The organism is Neptuniibacter sp. CAU 1671, assembly GCF_029222905.1.
Taxonomy (GTDB): Bacteria; Pseudomonadota; Gammaproteobacteria; order Pseudomonadales; family Balneatricaceae; genus Neptuniibacter.
Window position 1 is genome coordinate 40,889 of sequence record NZ_JARHUE010000003.1, and the last position, 20,961, is coordinate 61,849.

The 20,961-nt window shown below is 54.4% G+C and carries 18 protein-coding genes; 5 read left to right on the plus strand and 13 right to left on the minus strand.

Annotated elements, in window-relative coordinates; all coding sequences use genetic code 11:
* The first annotated feature begins 56 nt into the window (after positions 1–56).
* The gene (locus P2G53_RS06200; RefSeq protein ID WP_275815345.1) at positions 57–944 is read left to right on the plus strand and encodes a PhnD/SsuA/transferrin family substrate-binding protein; all 888 of its coding nucleotides are present in this window, start codon (positions 57–59) and stop codon (positions 942–944) included.
* Entirely contained in the window at positions 944–3,748 is a 2,805-nt protein-coding gene (locus P2G53_RS06205; RefSeq protein WP_275815346.1) for an EAL domain-containing protein, read from the plus strand. Before P2G53_RS06200 ends, P2G53_RS06205 begins: the two co-directional genes overlap by 1 nt.
* 9 nt (positions 3,749–3,757) lie before the next feature.
* On the opposite strand, the gene P2G53_RS06210 is transcribed toward P2G53_RS06205, so the two are convergent.
* The 12 genes from P2G53_RS06210 to P2G53_RS06265 form a co-directional block, all read right to left on the minus strand.
* Positions 3,758–4,519 carry a metal ABC transporter permease gene (locus P2G53_RS06210; protein ID WP_275815347.1) on the minus strand — a complete coding sequence of 254 codons (762 nt, stop codon included), beginning with the start codon at positions 4,517–4,519 and terminating at the stop codon, positions 3,758–3,760.
* A complete protein-coding gene (locus tag P2G53_RS06215) occupies positions 4,516–5,406 on the minus strand; it encodes a zinc ABC transporter substrate-binding protein (RefSeq protein ID WP_275815349.1) in 891 nt (296 codons plus the stop codon). The genes P2G53_RS06210 and P2G53_RS06215 overlap by 4 nt, the downstream gene beginning before the upstream one ends.
* A 10-nt stretch (positions 5,407–5,416) precedes the next feature.
* On the minus strand, positions 5,417–6,862 hold the full coding sequence (locus tag P2G53_RS06220; RefSeq protein WP_275815351.1) for a hypothetical protein: 1,446 nt from the start codon (positions 6,860–6,862) through the stop codon (positions 5,417–5,419).
* 107 nt (positions 6,863–6,969) lie between these two features.
* Positions 6,970–7,269 carry a hypothetical protein gene (locus tag P2G53_RS06225; RefSeq protein ID WP_275815353.1) on the minus strand — a complete coding sequence of 100 codons (300 nt, stop codon included), beginning with the start codon at positions 7,267–7,269 and terminating at the stop codon, positions 6,970–6,972.
* Between the two features lie 85 nt (positions 7,270–7,354).
* Entirely contained in the window at positions 7,355–7,966 is a 612-nt protein-coding gene (locus tag P2G53_RS06230) for an SCP2 sterol-binding domain-containing protein (protein ID WP_275815355.1), read from the minus strand.
* Between the two features lie 7 nt (positions 7,967–7,973).
* Positions 7,974–8,738, minus strand: a complete 765-nt coding sequence (gene ubiE / locus P2G53_RS06235) for a bifunctional demethylmenaquinone methyltransferase/2-methoxy-6-polyprenyl-1,4-benzoquinol methylase UbiE (RefSeq protein ID WP_275815357.1) — start codon at positions 8,736–8,738, stop codon at positions 7,974–7,976.
* 71 nt (positions 8,739–8,809) lie between these two features.
* Positions 8,810–9,187 (minus strand): DUF971 domain-containing protein, encoded by a 378-nt coding sequence (locus P2G53_RS06240; protein ID WP_275815359.1) that lies wholly within the window; start codon positions 9,185–9,187, stop codon positions 8,810–8,812.
* A gap of 15 nt (positions 9,188–9,202) precedes the next feature.
* Positions 9,203–10,540, minus strand: a complete 1,338-nt coding sequence (hslU, locus tag P2G53_RS06245) for an ATP-dependent protease ATPase subunit HslU (protein ID WP_275815361.1) — start codon at positions 10,538–10,540, stop codon at positions 9,203–9,205.
* A gap of 9 nt (positions 10,541–10,549) precedes the next feature.
* Positions 10,550–11,086 (minus strand): ATP-dependent protease subunit HslV, encoded by a 537-nt coding sequence (gene hslV, locus P2G53_RS06250; RefSeq protein WP_275815363.1) that lies wholly within the window; start codon positions 11,084–11,086, stop codon positions 10,550–10,552.
* 113 nt (positions 11,087–11,199) lie between these two features.
* Positions 11,200–11,814 carry an SPOR domain-containing protein gene (locus P2G53_RS06255; protein ID WP_275815365.1) on the minus strand — a complete coding sequence of 205 codons (615 nt, stop codon included), beginning with the start codon at positions 11,812–11,814 and terminating at the stop codon, positions 11,200–11,202.
* A 4-nt stretch (positions 11,815–11,818) separates the two neighbouring features.
* Positions 11,819–13,579, minus strand: coding sequence for an arginine--tRNA ligase (gene argS, locus P2G53_RS06260; RefSeq protein WP_275815367.1), 1,761 nt, complete (start codon positions 13,577–13,579; stop codon positions 11,819–11,821).
* A gap of 87 nt (positions 13,580–13,666) precedes the next feature.
* Entirely contained in the window at positions 13,667–15,868 is a 2,202-nt protein-coding gene (locus P2G53_RS06265; RefSeq protein WP_275815370.1) for a primosomal protein N', read from the minus strand.
* A gap of 179 nt (positions 15,869–16,047) precedes the next feature.
* On the opposite strand from P2G53_RS06265, the gene rpmE reads away from it, so the two are divergent.
* The 3 genes from rpmE (at position 16,048) to P2G53_RS06280 (ending at position 18,426) form a co-directional block, all read left to right on the plus strand.
* The gene (gene rpmE, locus P2G53_RS06270) at positions 16,048–16,263 is read left to right on the plus strand and encodes a 50S ribosomal protein L31 (protein WP_275815372.1); all 216 of its coding nucleotides are present in this window, start codon (positions 16,048–16,050) and stop codon (positions 16,261–16,263) included.
* Between the two features lie 3 nt (positions 16,264–16,266).
* Positions 16,267–17,055 (plus strand): thermonuclease family protein, encoded by a 789-nt coding sequence (locus tag P2G53_RS06275; RefSeq protein ID WP_275815374.1) that lies wholly within the window; start codon positions 16,267–16,269, stop codon positions 17,053–17,055.
* Between the two features lie 123 nt (positions 17,056–17,178).
* On the plus strand, positions 17,179–18,426 hold the full coding sequence (locus P2G53_RS06280; RefSeq protein WP_275815376.1) for a malic enzyme-like NAD(P)-binding protein: 1,248 nt from the start codon (positions 17,179–17,181) through the stop codon (positions 18,424–18,426).
* A gap of 75 nt (positions 18,427–18,501) precedes the next feature.
* Here P2G53_RS06280 and P2G53_RS06285 read toward each other — a convergent pair whose 3' ends face one another.
* Entirely contained in the window at positions 18,502–20,895 is a 2,394-nt protein-coding gene (locus P2G53_RS06285; RefSeq protein WP_275815378.1) for a penicillin-binding protein 1A, read from the minus strand.
* Between the last annotated feature and the right edge of the window lie 66 nt (positions 20,896–20,961).

Sequence of the window (20,961 nt, forward strand, 5' to 3'; positions counted from 1 at the left end):
ATACTCATACGGTTTGTGCGTTTATTGTCGGACGCGAGTCTGAGAGGTATGACTCTGTGATACGCCCTATATCCCTGCTCCTGATTTTTTTCTCCTTCACCAGTCTTACGGTGCTGCCCCTTTCGGCTCAGGCGGAGTCCGCTGTTAAACCTCTGATTATGGGTGTCTTTCCACGACGTAATCCGACCATCACCGTGCGCCTGTTTCGTCCTATGCAGGCGTACCTCAGCCAGGCATTGGGCCGAGAGGTCTTGCTGGAGCCAGCGCCTGATTTCACTGTTTTTCAGCAGCGTCTGCTCAGCGGCCGTTATGATCTTGTTCATCTCAATCAATACCATTATGTAGAAGCGCATCGCGACCTTGGCTATCAGGTCATTGCTCAAAATGAGGAGCAGGGCGAAGCCACCATCCGTGCCGCGATCTATGTCAGGGATGATTCGCCTTATTTTGAGCTGGATCAGTTGAGGGGTAAAAAGATTATTTTCGGTGGCAGCTCACAGGCCATGATTAGCTATGTTGTACCTACCTATCTGCTGCGCAAGGCGGGTTTGAAGGCAGGCGATTATCAGGAGGAGTTTGCTGCAACACCGCCGGATGCTGTGCTGGCGACCTATTTGCAGTTGAGCGATGCCGGTTGTGCCGCAGAAAGTGCCCAGCGCATGCCGATAGTGGCAAATAAAATAGATACGGCTGCCCTCAGGGTGCTGGCGATCAGTGACTCGTTGCCTCATCTGGTGTGGGCAGTAAAAGGTGACCTGTCTGAGGAACAGAAACTTGGATTGCAGCAAGCACTGTTGCAATTAAGTGATTCAGTTGAGGGGAGGTCCGTGCTCAAGGCGGCGCGTCTTAGTGGACTGAATCCGGCCACGGATACAGATTACGATGTGCATCGTCAGATCATTGAGCTGGTCAACCAAACACATGGGGTAGATACCCGACAGTGATGTTTAATCGTGCAGGTTTAAGGCTGAAATTTGTTTCGGCCATTTCCCTGTTGCTCGTTATGACGCTGGGCTTTTCCGCCTGGTTCCTGACGACTGAAGAGGGAGAATTGCTGGATCTGAGCCTGAGTGCCCGTGCTCAGTCGCTGGGGCGCTTCGCGTCTCTGATCAGTCCACAGTCCGTCTACAGTTTTGATATTGTCACGCTGGATAATTACGTCAGTCAGATTGCTCAGGACCCTGAGGTCCGCTTCTCCCTGATCATATCGGATGATTGGAAACTGATGACTACGACCCTGCCCCAGGGGTATACACGCAGTGAAGTGCTGGCGCTGGTGAATGGCGAAGCTTCACTGCCAAATCTGGAGATCATGCCCTTCCCGATCGAAGCGGACGGGGTTTTTCTGGGTACGCTGTTTGTCGCCGTGGATCACTCCCTGACCCGGCTGGTGATTCGACATAACCTGCTCCAGCATCTTCTGATTTATGCCGGCATCATTCTGTTTCTGGCGTTCATTATCTACGTTGTTTTTTATCAGCTGGTATTGCGCAGGCTGAACCGTCTCAATGAGGGTGTGCAGCAGGTTGCCGGGGGTGACTATCAGCTGGCGTTGCCGCTGGAGTCGGCGGATGAGCTGACAGACCTGACCCGCTGTTTTAATGAGATGGCGGCAGAAATTCGTCGTGAGCGCGATGCCCTGCAGAAAAGCCACCGTACGCTGGAGGCTGAAGTGGCCCAGCGAATGTTGGCGGAGCAAAATCTCAAGATGGCAGCCAGTGTATTTGAACATGCCCGGGAGGGGATTTTCTTCACTAAACCGGACGGTCAGATTTTTGAGGTCAATGCCGCCTTTACAGATATGACCGGTTACAGTCGGGACGAGGTGATTGGGCATAATCCACGTTTTTTGCAATCAGGTATCCATGATTCAGCATTTTTTCAGCTGATGTTTCAGCGCATTAAGCAGGAAGGATACTGGACCGGTGAAATCTGGAACCGTCTCAAGAATGGTCGGATTGCGCCGCATCTGATGACCATCAGCCCGGTCAGGGATGGTCAGGGTAAGCTTGATCATTATATGGCGCTGTTTACTGATATCAGTGCACAAAAGCAGCACCAGCAGGAGCTGGAGCATATTGCTCATTATGATCCGCTGACCGGTTTGCCTAACCGGGTTTTACTGGCTGACCGTCTGCACCAGGCCATGCTGCAAACGGAGCGCGAGCAAAAATCACTCGCTGTGGCTTATCTCGATCTGGACGGCTTTAAGCAGGTGAATGACCAATATGGCCATGCGGAGGGTGACCGGTTGCTGGTGGTCCTGGCGGGGCGTATGCAGGAGGTGCTGCGGCAATCGGATACCATCAGCCGTCTGGGGGGTGATGAGTTTGTCGCCATTCTTAGTGTGCTGCAGCCTGAAACCTGTGAAACCCTGTTGCAGCGCCTGCTGGAGGTGGTATCTAAGCCGGTCGTTCTGAATGGTGTTGAATTAAAGGTATCGGTCAGTGTGGGCGTTACCTTTTATCCGCAGGCCGAGCCGGTGGATGCTGATCAACTGCTGCGACAGGCAGATCAGGCCATGTATCAGGCCAAAATTGCTGGTAAAAACCGTTTCTCGTTTTTTGATCCGACACTGGAAGAGCACCTGCGCGGACGGCATCAGATACTGGAACAGATTCGTCTGGCGTTGCGCAATGATGAAATGGCGCTCTATTACCAACCGAAGGTGAACCTCAGAACCGGTCAGGTGGTCGGTGCTGAAGGGTTGATCCGCTGGCAGCACCCGGAGGAGGGGCTGCGCCTGCCGAACACATTTTTGCCGGTACTGGAAAATCATCCGCTTCAGGTCGAGCTGGGTGAATGGGTTCTTCGGCAGGCGCTGCAACAACTGCGTGCCTGGAGTGGTACACCGCTGGCATTTCCGCTCAGCATCAACATTGATGCTTATCATCTGCAGCAGCCTGATTTCCTTGAACGCCTTAAATCGATTCTTGCTGAATATCCGGATGTAGACCCGGCCTGGCTGGAACTTGAATTACTGGAGACCAGCGAACTCAGGGATATTAACCGGGTCGCTCAGGTGATGCGTGCCTGTACTCAGCTGGGTATTACCTTCGCGCTGGATGATTTTGGCACTGGCTACTCTTCACTGATGATGCTGAAGCACCTGCCGGTGGCGCACCTGAAAATTGACCGGGCCTTTGTCTGCGATATGTTGAATGACAGTCATGACCTCGCCATTGTTGAAGGGGTATTGGGTTTAACGGTGGCGTTTCAGCGCCAAGCGATTGCCGAGGGGCTGGAAACGGTTGAGCATGGCAATATCCTGCTGCAACTCGGCTGCGAGGTTGCGCAGGGTTACGGCATTGCCCGGCCCATGCCGGCAGAGGATATGGTGTCATGGCTGGCACGCTGGTTACCGGAACCCAGCTGGAGTTCGCAACGGACAATCAGTCGCGAAGAATTGCCGACTCTGTTTGCGATGGTGGACCACCGGGCCTGGGTTGATCAGGTGGTTGCCTGTCTGGAAGATGAGCAGACTGTACCGCCGCCACTGGATCAGAAAATCTGCCGTTTCGGTAACTGGCTGGATAACTTTGGCCGGGAGTGTTACGCGGATCAGCCCGGTTTTGAGTTGATCTGCCAGCAGCATCAGCAGGTGCATCATCTGGCGCATGAGCTGCTGACACTGAGAGAACAGGGGCAACTGGAGCAGGCGCGGCGACGCTTACCTGAGTTGCACAGGATGCGCGCCGGGCTGCTCGGTCAGTTAAACCTGTTGCTAAGCCACCGTCAGGTCCATTGAACAGATCACTTATTCCTGCGAATTCTGTTGTCTCCTGAAAACCAGACCGTAACCCCCGGCAATCAGTGCAAGGCACCAGATCGTAAGTGGGCCGGTTGGCAGATCGGTCAGTAAAGAGCCAAGCAAACCTGCAGAGTACCCCGCAATGCCGATCAACAGGGCATGCCAGATCAGTGTCGGTTTAGGCTGAGCCAGCGCAGGGATGATCAGACTGGCAAACACCAGATAGACACCCACCAGTTGAACGGCACTGGTGACGGCGATGGCGAACAGCGCATAAAAACTGATTGGATACCGGCGGATTGCGGCGCAGCGCCACAAAAACAGTACCACCACAGCCAGCAGCGCCGGTAACCAGAGGTCGTTGTAGCTCACCCAAAGCAACTGCCCGCTGAGCAGTGTGCGCAGGCGTTCGCCGCCCTGAGGGTCCTGAGCCAGTACCAGCAGCGCCGAACTGATCGCCAGCACAAACACCAGTCCAATAAAGGCTTCCATGCGCTGGGCGAACCAGCGCTCAGCTAATTGCAGCAGCCCTGCACCTGACAATGCTGCGGCAAAAGCTGCGGCCTGAACCTGCCAGATGGCGGGTGAATCCTGCAGACTGAACACCAGAATTACTCCCAGTCCAGCCAGTTGGGCAATGGCCAGATCAATGAAGATGATGCCGCGTTGAATTACCTGCTGTCCCAGCGGAACATGGGTGCTCAACACGATCAGACCTGCCAATAACGGTGGTAGAAGCAAGCTGAGGTGCGTCCAGAGATGACTCATTTGGCATGCCCGGTAAGCAGGGTAATAATCTGATCCATCCAGCTGAACAGATCGTCCGTGCCTGGCAGGGCGGTTACGGTATGGGGTAGTTCGACGACGGCTGTACCGGTCCGCTCTGATAACCACTGTGCCGGACGCTTATCATTCAGCGGGGAGTGGATAATCCAGCTGATATTCTCCTGTTCGCTGAGACCTTGCAGGTGTTTCACCGTGGGCGGCACGCCGGGTTTGGGTTCCAGCGTGTCGGCTAACTCAATACCCAGCCAGTCGAGCAGATAGATCCAGTCACGATGGTGCACGATGGCACGTTTTCCGCGCAGCGGGATGGCTTTCTGCTCCCAGTCGCGGATGGCGTTTTGCCAGCGCTGCTGAAACTGATTGAGACGGGCCTGATAATATGGGCTGCCAGCCGGGTCCAACCGTTGCAGCCGTTGCGATAGGGCAACGGCGACCTGCTCCAGACGACGTGGATCGAGTTGGATATGGGGGTTGCCAGCGGCATGAACATGGCCTGCTGCCCGGTCAAGCTGCTGTGGTATTTCCAGCAGGCTGACCTGATCAGTGGCCGCAAAATAGCCGGGCTGATCAGGCTGAACGCCCGGATTACGGGCGCGCCGCTGTAAAAGTGGCATCCAGCCCGCCTCCAGTTCAGCGCCAGTGCAGACCGCAAGGTCTGCCCGGCTTAACTGGCTGACCAGCGAAGGTCGTGCCTGAATATGATGCGGATCCTGCAGCGCATGCGTGGCACTGTAAACCGTGACACGTTCGCCGCCGAGGGTCTGACTGAGTGCAGCCCATTCGGGCTCGCAGGCAAATAGCTGAAGCTGCGCCGATACCGGCGTGGCGAGTATGCAGAGCATGATCAGCAGTGAGAAACGCTTAAGCATGGACTCATCCTCAGTACTGGTGGGCGCCATGAGCACCAAAGCTCATGATGTACTGTAAAAACAGCTGATGATCCGTGTCCTCGGTGCTGTTATCCCGGTTGTATTGCAGGCGCAGGCGGCTGAACTCAGTGGGCGTCCAGTCCAGCATGGCGCTCCAGCGATAAGGATCGTGCTGGCTTGAGGCGTAACCAGACTCTTCAATCGCTTCGTCAGCGTCCAGCGCGGTGCCGTTTTCATCTGCATCGGCCTGGCTGAGGAACAGCTGGTTTTTGACATTCAGACGGTCATAACGGATGCCGGTACGCCAGTGGGGTGCAAACTTGAAAACACTTTGCAGATACCAGCCGGTTTGTCTGCCGTTGTAGCTGAGCAGAGCCTGTTCGCCTGACTCATCAAACAGGATTTCGCCCTTTTCGTCGCGCAGGAAGTATTCACCCTGCAGAATCCATTGGCGGCCCTGAGAAAGGTCGGTTTTCCAGACGGCATCAATGGCCTGAATGCGGCTGTCACCCGTGAACTGGGCGTTGATATCGGCATCTTCCTCGTGCTCATGGTTATGGGTATCTGAGCCGGCGACCCTTTCATGCGCATCCACCTGCATATGTGATAACCCGATCTGCCAGCTGTGCTGCTGGCCCAGGTCGCCACCCAGATTGATAAAGCCATGCTGAATATTGCTCATGGCACCTTCGCTTTCACCGGCGGGATACTGACCGCCACGCATCAGTTCCGCACCTACCTCCAGTAGCAGAGAATCGGTAGGAATCAGCCAGCTTGCCCGCAGACCGTCATCCCGGTACTGGCCACCCAGAAATGCACGGTAGACGAGGGGGGCGTCAACAAAGTCCCAGTTATGGCTGTGGTGGCTGTTCAGATAGCCAATCTCTGAGAAAAAGCGGCCAAAACGCAGACCGACGCCGCCGGGCAGCGACAGTGTATCGATAAAGGCTTCCTCCAGATCCAGTTCTGTCTCACCTTCATGGCTATGTAGCCCCAGCGTTACCTGACCAAAAAACAGATTGTCGATATTGGCAGAGGCGGTCAGTTCTGTTTCCAGCAAACCAATGCCTTCATCCGGTAAGCCGGCTTCGCCGCCCAAGGGCATCCCTTCCAGATGATACTCAGCCGGGTCATTTTTATATGACGTAGCTGCACCCTGCAGCGTCAGGCTGATATCAGGATTGAAACCATTACCCCGGGTGGTGCTGGTTGTGTTGATCTGTTGTTCAAGCTGGTTGAGCTGTTGAGCCGACTGGGTGGTCTGTTGTTGTGCGATCTGACTCTGCTGTTCGGCCAGTCGGACCCGTGTTTCCAGGGCCTGTATACGGTCTTCATACTGTTGCTTCAGGGCATTAAGTTGCTGGCGCAGTTCCTGTAAATCAGCGTCTGTAGAGGCAAATGCCGGGTGTGAAAAAGTACTGCCGGCCAACAGCGCCAGTGGGAGTAGGTGTCTCATCTCGATTATCCATCATGAAAGCCCGCAAGGGCAATTAAGTGACATGCATACTCCAGCATGCTGCCGGTGGCAGTGCCGAGGAGGTTATGCATGCATGGTCATAGACTTCACAGGATGGTGTTGGGTGGTGCGCGGACCTGATAAGCGGTAATGCAGAGCGTAGTGGGCTGTTGTTGCAGCGTTTCACTCAGAACAGGGACTGGCGTAACAGAGGTTTGCAGCGTTGCGGTTGCAGGCACGGCGTAGTGGCTGCTGCTTTGCAACAGGCATGTTTCGCACAGAGGGTGATCAGGCTCACTGAGATGGTCCAGCGGATGTAGTTGCAGATTGAGCTGCAATACCAGAAGTAACAGGCATAGCAGGCTCAGGCGGCCACGATAATCCAGTGAGTTGCGGGTGACAGACATAAAACACAGCAATATGAAAAGATGGAGGAATGTTATGTTACAACATAACATTAATCAAGCAGTGCAGATCAGATTGGATGGTCGCTCAGGACTTTTTCAGGGAGTTGATTCTGGCAGCTAAACGCTCGGTCTGTTCCTGGAGGGATTCGATCTCGTCGGCGAGGATCTCTGCTTCGACCCGGGTTGGCAGTATCCGGGCCTCTTCCTGCAGATATTCCTGCAGGTTTGCCATCAGGCTTTGGCCTGTGAGTTTTAGCTGATCGCTTTTCCAGCGAAACATCTGGCTCAGGCTGTGAGCGGGCAGATCACCGATCAGGTCACCCAGCAGGCCTTCCCAGTCGATCAGGGCATTATCGATCAGCGCCTGAAATTGCTCGGCCAGGTGGCTGTCGCCGCTGATGCGGATCGATTTGCCAAACAAGGCATCGCGCCGATCCGTGCTGGTCAACAGGGTGACAAAGTCGCTGCCTGTACCGCTGAAGATGGTATCGGGAGTGCCGGCATATTCTGCCTGGAGTTGAACTCCACTGTCGGTTGGCAAGAGGAAGAGCTTCAGAGTCGGCTGTGTGACTTCAAAGGACAGTACCTTGCCCTGCAATGCTGTCAGGGCGTCCAATGTGACTGAATCACGCTGAAGCAGCGGATTGATCAGGCCTTCTGCTGCGGCCAGTACAGCCGTGTGGAACAGCGTGCTCATGGGCGTCTCAGGGTTTGATGCCGGTGTGTAAAGCTACAATGCCGCCGGTCATATTCTGATAACGACACTGGGTGAGTCCGGCCTGTTCCATCATGCTTTTCAGGGTTTCCTGATCCGGGTGCATGCGGATGGATTCAGCTAGATAACGATAACTCTCTTCATCGCCAGCTACAGCCGCGCCAATTTTTGGCAGGATGTTGAATGAGTAGAAATCATATGCTTTGGTCAGCAGCGGATTCTGGGTTTTGGAAAACTCCAGTACCAGCAGCTTGCCGCCGGGTTTAAGAACCCGGGCCATGGATTGCAGGGCAGCGTCTTTGTCGGTGACGTTGCGCAGACCAAAGGCGATGGTGATTGCATCAAAGGTGTTGTCGGGGAAGGGCAGGCATTCGGCATTGGCCTGCACAAATTCCACGTTGCCGGTGATGCCGTTATCCAACAGTTTGTCACGACCCACTTTGAGCATGGAATCATTGATATCCGCCAGAACAACGCCACCTTCAGGACCCACAATGCGGGCAAATCGCTGGGTCAGGTCACCGGTGCCGCCAGCAATGTCGAGCACCTTATGGCCACGACGAACGCCGCTCTGTTCAATGGTGATGCGTTTCCAGAGGCGGTGAATGCCGCCGGACATCAGATCATTCATCAGGTCGTATTTGCCTGCGACACTGTGAAATACATCGGCAACCCGTTTGACCTTTTCGTCACGTTTCACTTCCTGGTAGCCGAAGTGGGTGGTGTCGTTCTGATTCGGATCGTGTTGCGTCATGGATCGTGTCCTGCCTGGATTGAGGGTGACATTGTAACGGTCTGTTGCGGATTTGTCCTGATTCAGGTCAGTTATCCGCGGGCAAGCAGGCCGTTGTCCCGGCTGGCGCCGGCAGCTTCCAGCGCCTGCAGATAATGCTGCCAGTACTCATCATGATTATGGCTCAGATCAAACAGGTACTCCCAGGTGTAGAGGCCACTGTCGTGACCATCGTCAAACACGATTTTGAGGGCATAGTTGCCGCTTGGCAGTACCTCTTTGATGCCGACCCATTTCTTGCCGGTTTGCAACACGCCATTGCCGATACCGTGCCCGCGCACTTCAGCAGAGGGCGAATGTACTCGCAGAAATTCTGCCGTCAGCTCAAAGGTGCCATCTGCATAGCCCAGCTCCAGGGTACGGGATTTCTTATGCAGCTTGATCTGTTGTGGCAGCGGTACTTTCAGCATGGCGTGTGTTCCGGTTTAAAGAATGTAGTGGCTCAGATCTTCATTATGGCTCAGTTCAGCCAGTTGCTGGTCCACAAAAGCGCGATCGATGGTGATGGTCTGGCCAGCACAGTCGGCCGCTGCGAAGGACAGTTCTTCCAGCAAGCGCTCCATCATGGTGTGCAGGCGGCGGGCGCCGATGTTTTCTGCGGTTTCGTTCACCTGATACGCCAGCTCGGCAATACGGCTGATCCCTTCGTCGGTAAACGAAATATTGACCCCTTCGGTTTTTAGCAGGGCTTCATACTGCTGGGTCAGTGATGCATTCGGCTCTTTCAGAATGCGGCGGAAATCATCGGGGGTCAGGGCGTTCAGCTCGACCCGGATAGGCAGACGGCCCTGCAGTTCTGGGATCAGGTCTGAGGGCTTGGCCAGATGGAATGCGCCGGAGGCAATAAACAGAATATGGTCGGTTTTGACCATGCCGTATTTGGTATTGACGGTGCAGCCTTCAATCAGTGGCAGCAGATCCCGTTGCACACCTTCGCGCGAGACATCACCGCCACTGTTGCTTTCTCCGCGTTTGCAGACTTTATCGATCTCATCCAGAAACACGATGCCGTGCTGTTCGACCAGCTCGACGGCATTCTGCTTCAGTTCATCGTCTTTAACCAGACGCGCAGCTTCTTCGTCTGTCAGCAGTTTGAATGCGTCTTTGATTTTCATGCGGCGATGTTGTTTCTTGCCGCCACTGAGGCCGGAAAACATGCTCTGCAGCTGGTTGGTCATCTCTTCCATGCCGGGAGGAGCCATGATCTCAACGCCCATCTGTGGCGCAGCGATATCGATATCAATCTCTTTATCATCCAACTGGTGTTCACGCAGTTTTTTGCGAAACACCTGACGGGTGGTACTGTCACGGCTGGTTTCGGATGTGGTTGAGAAATCATTGCTACGGGCGGGTGGCAGCAGCGCATCCAGAATGCGCTCTTCGGCTGCTTCTTCAGCCCTGAAACGGACTTTGTCCATGGCCTGTTCACGCAGCATTTTGACCGCCATGTCGACCAGATCACGGACAATGGTTTCTACATCTCGCCCCACGTAGCCAACTTCTGTGAATTTGGTGGCTTCGACCTTGATAAAAGGGGCATTGGCCAGTTTCGCCAGACGACGGGCAATTTCAGTTTTGCCGACACCGGTAGGGCCGATCATCAGAATGTTTTTCGGTGTCACCTCTGCGCGTAGCTCAGCATCCAGTTGCATGCGGCGCCAGCGGTTACGCAGGGCAATTGCCACCGCGCGTTTAGCATCGGACTGGCCAACGATGTGGCGATCCAGTTCGGAGACAATCTCTCTTGGGGTCATGTTGGACATGGTTGCTCCTTAGCTGGCGCTGCTTGATTCAAGCGTTTCGATGGTCAGGTTGTCATTGGTGAAGACGCAGATACCCGCGGCGATATGCAGGCTTCTTTCAACCACATCCCGGGCGCTTAGCTCGGTGTTACCCACCAGAGCACGGGCGGCTGCCAACGCATAATTGCCACCGGAGCCGATGGCGATGACCCCGTCTTCCGGCTCAATCACATCACCACTGCCGGAGATCAGGTAGGTTTTTTCTTTGTTGGCAACCAGCATCAGGGCTTCCAGACGGCGAAGCACCCGGTCACTGCGCCACTCCCGGGCCAGATGAATCACCGCATTGACGATATTGCCCTGATGTTTTTCCAGCTGTTGTTCAAACAGGTCACGCAGGGTGATTGCATCGGCGGTAGAACCTGCGAAACCGGTAATAACATTGTATTTCGGCAGCATGTTGACCTTGCGGGCAGTGCCTTTCATGACAGTGTTGCCCAGAGATACCTGGCCATCACCACCGACTACGACCTGGCCGGCACGACGAACGGAAACGATTGTGGTCATGTTGATTCCTGTGAGTTGAAAGTCGACGGCGTGACAAAACCGCAATGCCGCCGGGTGATGAGGAAAAGATGGAGTCGGCACCCCCGATTTTCAAGGTGCCGGACAGGAAAACCTTACTGCTTGATCTGCAGCGGCTGAATATTCTGACGTACCAGCTTGTCCCAGGCTTTGGCCATGGTTGAGCGGTTATCAAACGGCCCGGTACGAACACGATACCAGGTAGTGCCGTCGCGGCTGGTGGACGCATCGGTATGCACGTTGGGCAGTCCCATCAGAATCAGCTGGGCACGCATCTTCTCGGCGTCGTTTTTATCGCGGAAAGACCCCGCCTGCAGTAAATAACTGACCTCGGATTTGGCATCCTTGGGAGTCGAGGTATAAACATCGGACGGCGGGGTTATCTCGCTGTCTTTCAGCATGTCATAGAATTCGAAGCGATTTTTAGTCGCAGGGGCGTTCTCTTCAACGGCTGGTTTTTTTGGTGCAGGGGCCGGTGCTACGGTCTTTGCCGGTTGTTTGGCTGGAGCCGCGGCCGGTTTTTCCCCGGACGGTTTAATGCCGGTCAGGAAATACAAACCGGTGCCCAGAATGCCCAGCATAAGCAAGGTGATCAGCAGCAGGCCGACGGGAAAGCGTTTCTTTGGCGGTTTTTTGGCCGTGCTGGGCCGCTGGCGACTGGCACCCTGGCTCTGTCGCCGTGGTTTGGCATAGTCTTTCCGCGCCGCCATGATGTTACATCTGCTCCGGTGCACTGACGCCAAGCAGGCGCAGACCATTATTAAGCACCTGACGTACCGCCTGACTCAGGGTGATACGGGCATCACGCAGATCGGTTTCTTCAATAAGCAGCTTATAGGCGTTGTAGTAGGTGTGATAATCACTGGCCAGTTCGCGCAGGTAGTTGGCCAGCAGATGCGGCTCAAAATTCAGCGCGGCGTTATCAACAATTTCCGGGTACTTGGTCAGTTTGGTGATCAGATCCTTTTCGTGCTCGGTTTCAAGCAGATTCAGGTTGATCAGGCCGTTAGCCTGATTCCACTGCCAGCCCGCTTCAGTCAGTTTGCCCTGCACAGAGCAGATACGGGCATGGGCGTACTGGATGTAGTACACCGGGTTGTCCTTGGATTCCGATTTAGCCAGCTCCAGATCAAAGTCCATATGCTGGTCGGCTTTACGCGTCACGTAGAAGAAGCGACAAGCATCACTGCCCACTTCGTCACGCAGTTCGCGCAGGGTGACGAAAGAGCCGGAACGGGTCGACATCGCCAGACGCTCCTGACCACGGTAGAGGATGGCAAACTGCACCAGTTTGATCTCCAGTTTGTCCGGATCATAGCCCATCGCCTGAATGGCGGCTTTAACACGCACAATATAACCGTGGTGATCGGCGCCCCAGATGTTGATGACCTTATCGAAACCACGTTCAAACTTGTTCATGTGGTAGGCGATATCAGAGGCAAAGTAGGTGGTCTGACCGTTGGCACGTTTCACTACACGGTCTTTGTCATCACCAAATGCAGTGGAGCGGAACCAAATATTGCCGTCCTGCTCGTAAAGGTGTCCTTTTTCCTGCAGGCTGGCGAGGGCGCGGTCTACATCACCTGAGCTGGTCAGACCGCGCTCAGAAAACCAGTGCTGGAACTGAATGCCGAACTCGCCCAGGTCTTCCCGAATATCGGCCAGAATGGAGTTCAGACCGGCATCAAAGACACGACGGTATTCGTCCGCTGAGAGCAGGGTCTGCGCGCGCTCGATCAGCGCATCAATGTGCAGTTCTTTATCGCCACCGGCGGGTTCATCGGCTGGGATGTCGGCAAATACATCGGCTGCAGGACGGTTAAGGGCATCTGCGACATCGTCATACAGACCGGCGGCAATGTCATGGATGTAGTCACCCTTGTAGCCATTGCTGGGGAAGGTCAGGGTCTGGCCGCAGCGTTCCAGATAGCGCAACCAGACACTGGCGGCCAGAATGTTCATCTGGCGGCCGGCATCATTCACATAGTATTCCCGCTCCACCTCGATACCCGCCGCCTGCAACAGATCGGCTACGGCAGCACCGTACGCTGCGCCACGGCCATGTCCTACATGCAGTGGGCCGGTAGGGTTGGCTGAGACAAATTCAACCTGAACACGCTGGCCACGCGGTGCTTTTGCCAGGCCGAACTGTGCGCCCTGCGCCAGTACCTCTCCGATGACGGCCTGGGTTGAGGCATCGTTCATGAAAAAGTTGATAAAACCGGGACCGGCGAGTTCGGTGCGGTCTACCTGAGCAGATTCAGGCAAGGCTGCTATCAGTTTTTCAGCCAGTTGGCGCGGATTGCTGCGAGCGGGTTTGGCCAGTGTCAGTGCTATGTTCGATGCAAAGTCACCGTGGCTCTTGTCCCGGGTGTTTTCCACCATAATGGTGGGTTCCAGCTCGCCAGGCAGGATGCCGTCCTGCTTCAATTGGGCGAGTGCAGCTTCAATCAGTTCCGCGATGTGTTGTTTCATGTGCCTTGGGGTACCGTGGGGGTTGGAAGAACCGCGTATTATCCCTGCAAACGAGCAGTTTGTTAAGCACCTGCAGCAGAGAGCGGGTCAAAAAGTATCTGCCGGGTCAACGTCGATGCTCCAGCGCACCTTGCGCGCTTCCGGGTGTTGTTCCAGAAAGCTGCACAGTTGTTGCAATAGCTGGTGTAAAGGTTTTCGGTCGGCTGCATGCAGCATCAGTTGGGCGCGGAATAAGCCACCCCTTTTTTCCATCGGAGACGGAAAAGGCCCCAGCCACTGACAGGCATGGGAGGTTTGTAAATGGGAGGTAAATTGCTGGCGCAGGGCGCTCAGGAAAGCGTCAGCCCGACCCCTCTGGGTGGCTTCTGCTCTTAAAATGGCATAGTGATGATAGGGTGGCAGGTTAGCCAGATGCCGGTGTTGCAGCTCCAGCGTGGCAAAGGCGTCATAACCCTGACTGACCAGGCTTTGCAGCATGGGATGGTCGGCGTGATGGGTCTGCATCACGACCTGTCCCGGATGGTCAGCTCGACCGGCGCGTCCTGCGACCTGAAGGATGAGTTGGGCCGTGCGCTCCATGCCCCTGAAATCGGCACTGAACAGACCGCCATCGGCGTTAATAATGGCGACCAGTGTGACCCTCGGGAAGTGATGGCCTTTAGCCAGCATCTGGGTGCCCAACAGGATACAGGGTTTGCCCGTGGCAACCTGTTCAGTGATCTGGTGCATGGCATTCTTGCGCTGGGTGCTGTCGCGATCGACACGTAAAACCGGCGTGTTGGGGAACAGCGACTGTAAGGTTTGTTCGGTACGTTCTGTGCCGGCGCCCATCGGCATAATCTCAGTACTCTGACATTGTGGGCAGTGGTGTGGTACCGGCTGTTGTGTATCGCAATGGTGACAGTGCAGTCGCGGAGGTTGTCGGTGCAGCGTCAGGTGAGCATCGCAGCGACTGCAATCGGCAATCCAGCCGCAGTCATGGCACATCAAGCTGGGCGCATAGCCGCGGCGGTTCAAAAACACCAGCACCTGTGTGCCTTGATGTAGATGGTGGCGTATTCTGGCGATCAGTGGCTCTGACAGGCCATCTGTCAGGGGCTGTTGCCGGATATCCAGCAGTTCGAAGGCCGGTGGCAGAGAGTGGCCGGCCCTTTCAGTGAGTTTGAGCCAGTGGTAACGACCTTCCAGTGCGTTGTGCAGTGACTCCAGTGCGGGAGTGGCGCTGCCCAGAATGACCGGAATGTTTTCCAGCCGCCCCCTGTATACCGCCAAGTCACGGGCGGAGTAGCGGAAGCCCTCCTGCTGTTTAAAGGAGGTGTCATGCTCTTCATCAATGATCAGCATGCCCGGAGCGGCCATAGGTGTGAAGATAGCTGAGCGGGTGCCGATGATAATCCGGGCATGTCCATCTTTAGCGGCCAGCCAGCCGTCCAGGCGCTGACGGTCAGTCAGGCCGCTGTGCAGCGCGGCGATTGGCACGTTAAAACGTGCCTTGAACCGGGCAATGGTTTGGGGCGTCAGGCCAATTTCCGGCACCAGTACCAGAGCCTGCTTGCCCTGATGCAGGCAGTGTGCGATGGCTTGCAGGTACACTTCGGTTTTGCCTGACCCCGTTACGCCATCCAGCAGGTTAGTCTGAAAGCCAGCGTGGGCTGTGATGCCGGTCAGGGCGCTTTGCTGTTCCTGGTTAAGCGGCAGGGCTGGCTGTCTGAGGATCTCAGGCTGAGCGCTTAGTGCATAAGGGTTGTGCTGCTCGCGATGTGCCAGGCCTTTATTCAGCAGGTTTTTGAGTGGTGCCGGGTCAAACCCTTCCGCTTTTAAGGCTTCCTGGCTGATCCCCTGAGGGTGAGCAAGCAGCACCTCTAGCAACGACCGCTGTCGATGCGCGTTGCCCGGCAAACACTCAAGACTGGCCTCTTTGTCTGCATGCCAGAACCAGCTGTGGCGATAATCGCAGGGATCGCCATGTCTCAGTGCGACTGGCAGTGCCTGATGCAGAGCATCGCCTTCAGGGTGGTGATAATAACCAGCCGCCCAACGTGCCAGTTCCATAATGGTTGGGGGCAATACAGGCGTGGCGTCTAAAAGCTCACGTGCGGGTTTGAGTTTGTTTGCCGGGATTTCGCTGCTAGAGGTGATTTCAACCAGCAGGCCAATGGTCTCGCGTCTGCCAAAGGTGACTTTGAAACGCATGCCTGGCTGCAGATCATCGGCCTCAGTACCGTCCGGAGGCAGATAATCGAACAGGCGTCGCAAAGGGCTTGGGATGGCAAGGCGAAGTATTGTCATGCCGCCAAGATTATCCCAGGTGCCGGTAGCGGGACCAGCTTTCTTTCTTGTTGCCTAGGTTGAAAAGCGTGCGTATAATTCGCGACCTACTTCAACGTGCCATGATTCTGGCACTGTTTAAATCGATGCGGTGCCTGGCAAAAGATCAGGTGGCGGCATGTAGCTAACTGAGGTTTATCATGAAAGCTGATATCCATCCTAAATACGAAGAGATTACTGCGAACTGTTCTTGCGGTAATGTCATTAAAACACGTTCTACTGTTTGCAAAGATCTTCACCTGGACGTGTGTTCTGCATGCCACCCGTTCTACACTGGCAAGCAGAAAGAAGCGACTACTGGTGGTCGTATCGATCGCTTCAACAAGCGTTTTGGTGCGCGCGGCCTGAAAAAATAAGCGATGTCGCTGAGCCGAATTCTGAAAAAGGCACTTCCCTCGGGAAGTGCCTTTTTGTTTTGGGCTGTGTTTGCTCAGGCGGAGTGTTTGCCATCGCTGGAGGCTGACCGGGAGGCCGTGGTTGTATCCAGGGTCTACGATGGCGACACGGTAAAGCTGTCAGATGGCAGGATCATTCGGTTAATTGGCATCAATACTCCGGAAACAGGGAAAGATGCTCGTCCGAGTGAGTATATGGCGGATGAGGCTAAAGCCCGTTTGCAGACACTGGTGTTTGATGGCCCTATCAGTCTGACGCTGGGGCTGGAAAAGAAGGATCGTTACGGGCGTTGGCTGGGCCATCTTTGGCGGCAGAATGAGCTGATTTCAGAGCGGCTGATTAGAGAAGGCTACGGTTATCAAATCAGTATTCCGCCTAATCTGGTCTATCGCGACTGCTTCGGGGAAGCAGAGCGACGGGCTCAGGCACAGGGTGTGGGTTTGTGGCAGCGCTCGCCGTGGAAGGCAGTGACCTCATTATCATCTGATGCGGCTGGATTTTATTTGCTGCAGGGGTTGGTGACGAAACAAAAAACCGTGAAAAAAGGCTGGTTACTTGAGGTTGATAAGCGTCTTGCGGTCATGTTGCCTGAGCCGCTTGTGACTCAATTGACCGAGCAGAATATGTCTGTTTTAGAAGGGAAAAAGATTCGTGTACGTGGTTGGATTCGCCCTAAATCGGCCACCGCGCCTGCCCATTTTATGCCCTGGTTTATCCGTCTGAGTCATCTTGATCAACTGCAATTTGATTGACCTGATCCAGGGCAAAAAAGCGGCGAAAAAATAGCCATAAACCCGCATATTGCTTGTCCGTATTGGGCCTTTTCTATATGATTGCGCGTCTCGACAATTAAACAAAAGTATGGAACGCCTGCTATGTCACAAGATTTTAAACAAGCGGCTCTCGATTACCACGAGTTTCCTCGCCCAGGTAAGATCAGCGTAGAGCTAACCACGCCTGCTGAGTCCCAGCGCGATCTCTCGCTGGCCTATAGCCCTGGTGTAGCTGAGCCTGTTCGTGAAATCGCTAAAGATCCGGAAAATGCTTACCGTTACACTGCAAAGGGTAACCTGGTTGCAGTTATCTCTAACGGTTCTGCGATTCTGGGTCTGGGTGATCTGGGTCCACTGGCTTCTAAACCGGTTATGGAAGGTAAGGCGCTGCTGTTCAAACGCTTTGCTGGTCTGGACTCTATTGATATTGAAGTTGATGCCGAAAGCCCTCAGGCGTTCATCGATACTGTTGCGCGTATCGCTGATACTTTTGGTGGCATCAACCTGGAAGACATCAAAGCACCTGAGTGCTTTGAAATCGAACGCGCGCTGATTGAGCGTTGCAAGATCCCTGTGTTCCATGACGACCAGCACGGTACTGCGATTGTGACCGCTGCGGGCATGATCAACGCACTGGAAATTGCAGGCAAATCTCTGGCTGATGCCAAGATCGTCTGTCTGGGTGCCGGTGCTGCTGCTAACGCCTGCATGAAGCTGCTGATCAACATGGGTGCTCAGGTCGAAAACATTTATATGATCGACCGTAAGGGTGTTATCCACTCTGGCCGTAATGACCTGACCCCTGAAAAAGCGGCGTTTGCGACTGAAACCGACAAGCGTACTCTGGATGATGCGATTGATGGTGCAGACGTGTTTGTAGGTCTGTCCGGTCCTGATCTGCTGTCTGCAGAACAGCTGGCTAAAATGGCGCCTACCCCAATCGTGTTTGCCTGTGCCAACCCTGATCCGGAAATTCGTCCTGAACTGGCGCATGCGACCCGTGATGACGTGATCATGGCAACCGGCCGTTCTGACTTCCCGAACCAGGTTAACAACGTTCTGGGCTTCCCATTCATCTTCCGTGGTGCGATGGATGTTCGTGCGACTGCAATCAACGAAGAGATGAAAGCGGCTGCAGTGCGTGCTCTTTGTGAACTGGCAAAAGAGCCTGTTCCTCAGGAAGTACTGACCGCATACGGTCTGGACTCTCTGGAGTTTGGTCGTGAATACATCATTCCTAAAGCAACGGATTCTCGTTTGCTGGGTGCGGTATCGACTGCAGTTGCTCAGGCTGCGATTGATACGGGTGTAGCACGCCTGCCAATGCCTGCAAATTACCCTCTGTCATAATCTGACACGGTGATAAAAAAACCCGGCCATGGCCGGGTTTTTTTTGTGTTTTTTCTGTAACTGTAAGAGGCAGTGTCAGAACAGGTTTTCTGTGGTCTGGCTTTGATTCGATGTGCCTGGTGTGCCTGCCATCTCAGTGGGCACATCCTCTTCCCGGAACACTTCAAACTCAGCGTTTTCCTGTCCGGGGTAGGCCAGCTTGCCGGATACCGGATCGATTTTGACAATGCTGATGCCCTCAGGCGGAACCGGTGCGTTTTCAGGCCGGTCCTTAAGTGCTTCACGCATAAAATCTATCCAGATGGGTAGGGCTGCGGTACCGCCAAACTCGCGTCGGCCCAGCGTCGTTGGCTGGTCAAAACCGACCCAGACCGTTGTCACGACATCACGATTGAAACCGGAGAACCAGGCATCTTTTTGGTCGTTAGTGGTTCCGGTCTTGCCTGCGAGATCCTGGCGGTTGAGTACCAGGGCTTTGGTGCCAGTACCGCGCCGAATCACATCCTGCATCATATTGTAGGTCTGGTAAGCAACGCGTTCGTCGATTACGCGGGGGGCTAAAGGTCGGTCGGTCAATACCTGTCCCTGTGCTGACGAGGCTGGATTCTGCTCAGAAATCTGCATGCAGTCGGCGCATACCGTTGCAGGTGAAGCCTTGAACAGTTCTTCGCCCTCTGCGGTCTCAACACGTTCAATAAAATAGGGTGAAACCTTGAAGCCTCCGTTGGCCAGACTGGCGTAACCGGTGACCAGCTGCAGAGGTGTGATATCCGCACTGCCCAGAGAGAGTGACAGGTTGTTAGGAAGTTCGTCCCGGTTAAAGCCGATCTGCTCAAGGAAATCCAGAGCGGTATTGATACCGATAGCACGTAACAGACGAATGGAAACCAGATTTCGTGATTTATACAGCGCTACCCTTAACCGGGTAGGGCCATAAAACTGTTTGCTGTAGTTCTCGGGGCGCCAGTTGCCTTCCAGTTTTTCATCATGAAATACAATCGGTGCATCATTTATGAGTGTGGCTGGGGTGTAACCCTGATTCAGGGCGGCGGCATAGATGAACGGCTTGAAATTGGAGCCAGGCTGCCGCGCAGCCATGGTGACACGGTTGAACTTGTTTTGACTGAAGCTGAACCCGCCCACCAGAGAGAGGATGGCGCCATTGTCGGGATTCAGAGAGACAAGTGCCGCCTGCGCTTTGGGTATCTGAGTCAGGCGTAGCTGATCGTCTTGTTGCAGAATGCGAATCAGGCCGCCGACAGTCACAATATCGCTGGGTTTTTCCGGTGCCTTGCCGGTGTAATTGACAGTTTTGTATGGGCGTGCCCACTTCATTCCATCCCAGGTAAGCTGGGTCTGTTGGCCGCCCTTTAACAGCAGTTGCAGTGTTTTATTTGCATCATCGACGCCAATCACAAGTGCAGGCTCCAGACCACCAAAAGCAGGAGTGTTTTTAAGGAGTTGCTGTTGCTCTTCTTCGGTCAGGGTCTGCAAATCAATCTGCTGCTCCGGGCCGTGATAGCCATGGCGTTCACTGTATTCCAGCAGGCCTTTGATTAAAGCGGTGTTGGCGGTGTTCTGCAGCTCACTGTTGACAGTGGTGAACACTTTGAAGCCTTCGGTGTAGAGGTCCTCACCATACTGTTCAAACAGTTCACTGCGAACCATCTCTGCCAGATAAGGTGCACTCAGTTCTATATCGCTGCTGTGATATTTGGCCGTGACGGGTTTTTTGACCGCTTCTTCGTAGGCCTGATCTTCAATATAGCCCAAGCTATGCATGCGCTGCAGAATCCAGTTGCGTCGTTCCAGCGCGCGGGTTGGATTGGATATTGGGTTGAAAGCTGAAGGTGCTTTTGGCAGACCGGCTATCATTGCCAGTCGTTCAAGGCTCAAGTCCTGAATATTCTGGCCGTAATAGACATTAGCAGCCGCCTGAATGCCGTAGGCACGTTGACCGAGATAGATTTTGTTGATGTAGAGTTCCAGGATCTCTTCTTTGCTCAGTTCCTGCTCGATACGCAGGGCGAGGAGGATCTCCATGAACTTGCGGGTAAAGGTTCTTTCGCGGGTCAGGAAATAGTTTTTAGCGACCTGCATGGTGATTGTTGAGCCACCGCTCTGAATCTGGCCGCTTGAGGCCAGTTGGAATGCCGCTCGGGCCAGTCCTTTAATGTCGATGCCCGGATGCTCAAAGAACCGGCTGTCTTCAGCCGCAAGAATGGCATGAACAAAGGTGGGTGGAATGTCGTTGTAACTGATAGGTGTACGACGTTTTTCACCAAATTCGGAGATGAGTTTATTGTCGGATGAGTAAATTCTGAGTGGCGTCTGTAGACGAACATCACGCAGAGTTTGCACATCCGGTAGTTGCGGTGAAAAATAGAGATACACGCCGCCAGTGGCAATGACAGCGGTGATCAGCCCGGCAAAAAAAAATTTAAGTAGTAGTTTTAACAGCGAAAACATGTGGTGTTATGCTAGTCTTCAGAACATACGGTGACCGGCATTATACCTACAGCTTGCCGTGCTACT

What these genes read in the sequence shown, in the direction of transcription:
- P2G53_RS06280 (WP_275815376.1), top strand. Translation starts at nt 17,179, where the DNA reads ATGTCACAAGATTTTAAACAAGCGGCTCTCGATTACCACGAGTTTCCT.
- P2G53_RS06220 (WP_275815351.1), bottom strand. Translation starts at nt 6,862, where the DNA reads ATGAGACACCTACTCCCACTGGCGCTGTTGGCCGGCAGTACTTTTTCA.
- hslU (WP_275815361.1), bottom strand. Translation starts at nt 10,540, where the DNA reads ATGTCCAACATGACCCCAAGAGAGATTGTCTCCGAACTGGATCGCCAC.
- P2G53_RS06210 (WP_275815347.1), bottom strand. Translation starts at nt 4,519, where the DNA reads ATGAGTCATCTCTGGACGCACCTCAGCTTGCTTCTACCACCGTTATTG.
- ubiE (WP_275815357.1), bottom strand. Translation starts at nt 8,738, where the DNA reads ATGACGCAACACGATCCGAATCAGAACGACACCACCCACTTCGGCTAC.
- P2G53_RS06255 (WP_275815365.1), bottom strand. Translation starts at nt 11,814, where the DNA reads ATGGCGGCGCGGAAAGACTATGCCAAACCACGGCGACAGAGCCAGGGT.
- argS (WP_275815367.1), bottom strand. Translation starts at nt 13,579, where the DNA reads ATGAAACAACACATCGCGGAACTGATTGAAGCTGCACTCGCCCAATTG.
- P2G53_RS06240 (WP_275815359.1), bottom strand. Translation starts at nt 9,187, where the DNA reads ATGCTGAAAGTACCGCTGCCACAACAGATCAAGCTGCATAAGAAATCC.
- P2G53_RS06265 (WP_275815370.1), bottom strand. Translation starts at nt 15,868, where the DNA reads ATGACAATACTTCGCCTTGCCATCCCAAGCCCTTTGCGACGCCTGTTC.
- P2G53_RS06230 (WP_275815355.1), bottom strand. Translation starts at nt 7,966, where the DNA reads ATGAGCACGCTGTTCCACACGGCTGTACTGGCCGCAGCAGAAGGCCTG.
- P2G53_RS06225 (WP_275815353.1), bottom strand. Translation starts at nt 7,269, where the DNA reads ATGTCTGTCACCCGCAACTCACTGGATTATCGTGGCCGCCTGAGCCTG.
- hslV (WP_275815363.1), bottom strand. Translation starts at nt 11,086, where the DNA reads ATGACCACAATCGTTTCCGTTCGTCGTGCCGGCCAGGTCGTAGTCGGT.
- P2G53_RS06205 (WP_275815346.1), top strand. Translation starts at nt 944, where the DNA reads ATGTTTAATCGTGCAGGTTTAAGGCTGAAATTTGTTTCGGCCATTTCC.
- P2G53_RS06285 (WP_275815378.1), bottom strand. Translation starts at nt 20,895, where the DNA reads ATGTTTTCGCTGTTAAAACTACTACTTAAATTTTTTTTTGCCGGGCTG.
- P2G53_RS06215 (WP_275815349.1), bottom strand. Translation starts at nt 5,406, where the DNA reads ATGCTTAAGCGTTTCTCACTGCTGATCATGCTCTGCATACTCGCCACG.
- rpmE (WP_275815372.1), top strand. Translation starts at nt 16,048, where the DNA reads ATGAAAGCTGATATCCATCCTAAATACGAAGAGATTACTGCGAACTGT.
- P2G53_RS06275 (WP_275815374.1), top strand. Translation starts at nt 16,267, where the DNA reads ATGTCGCTGAGCCGAATTCTGAAAAAGGCACTTCCCTCGGGAAGTGCC.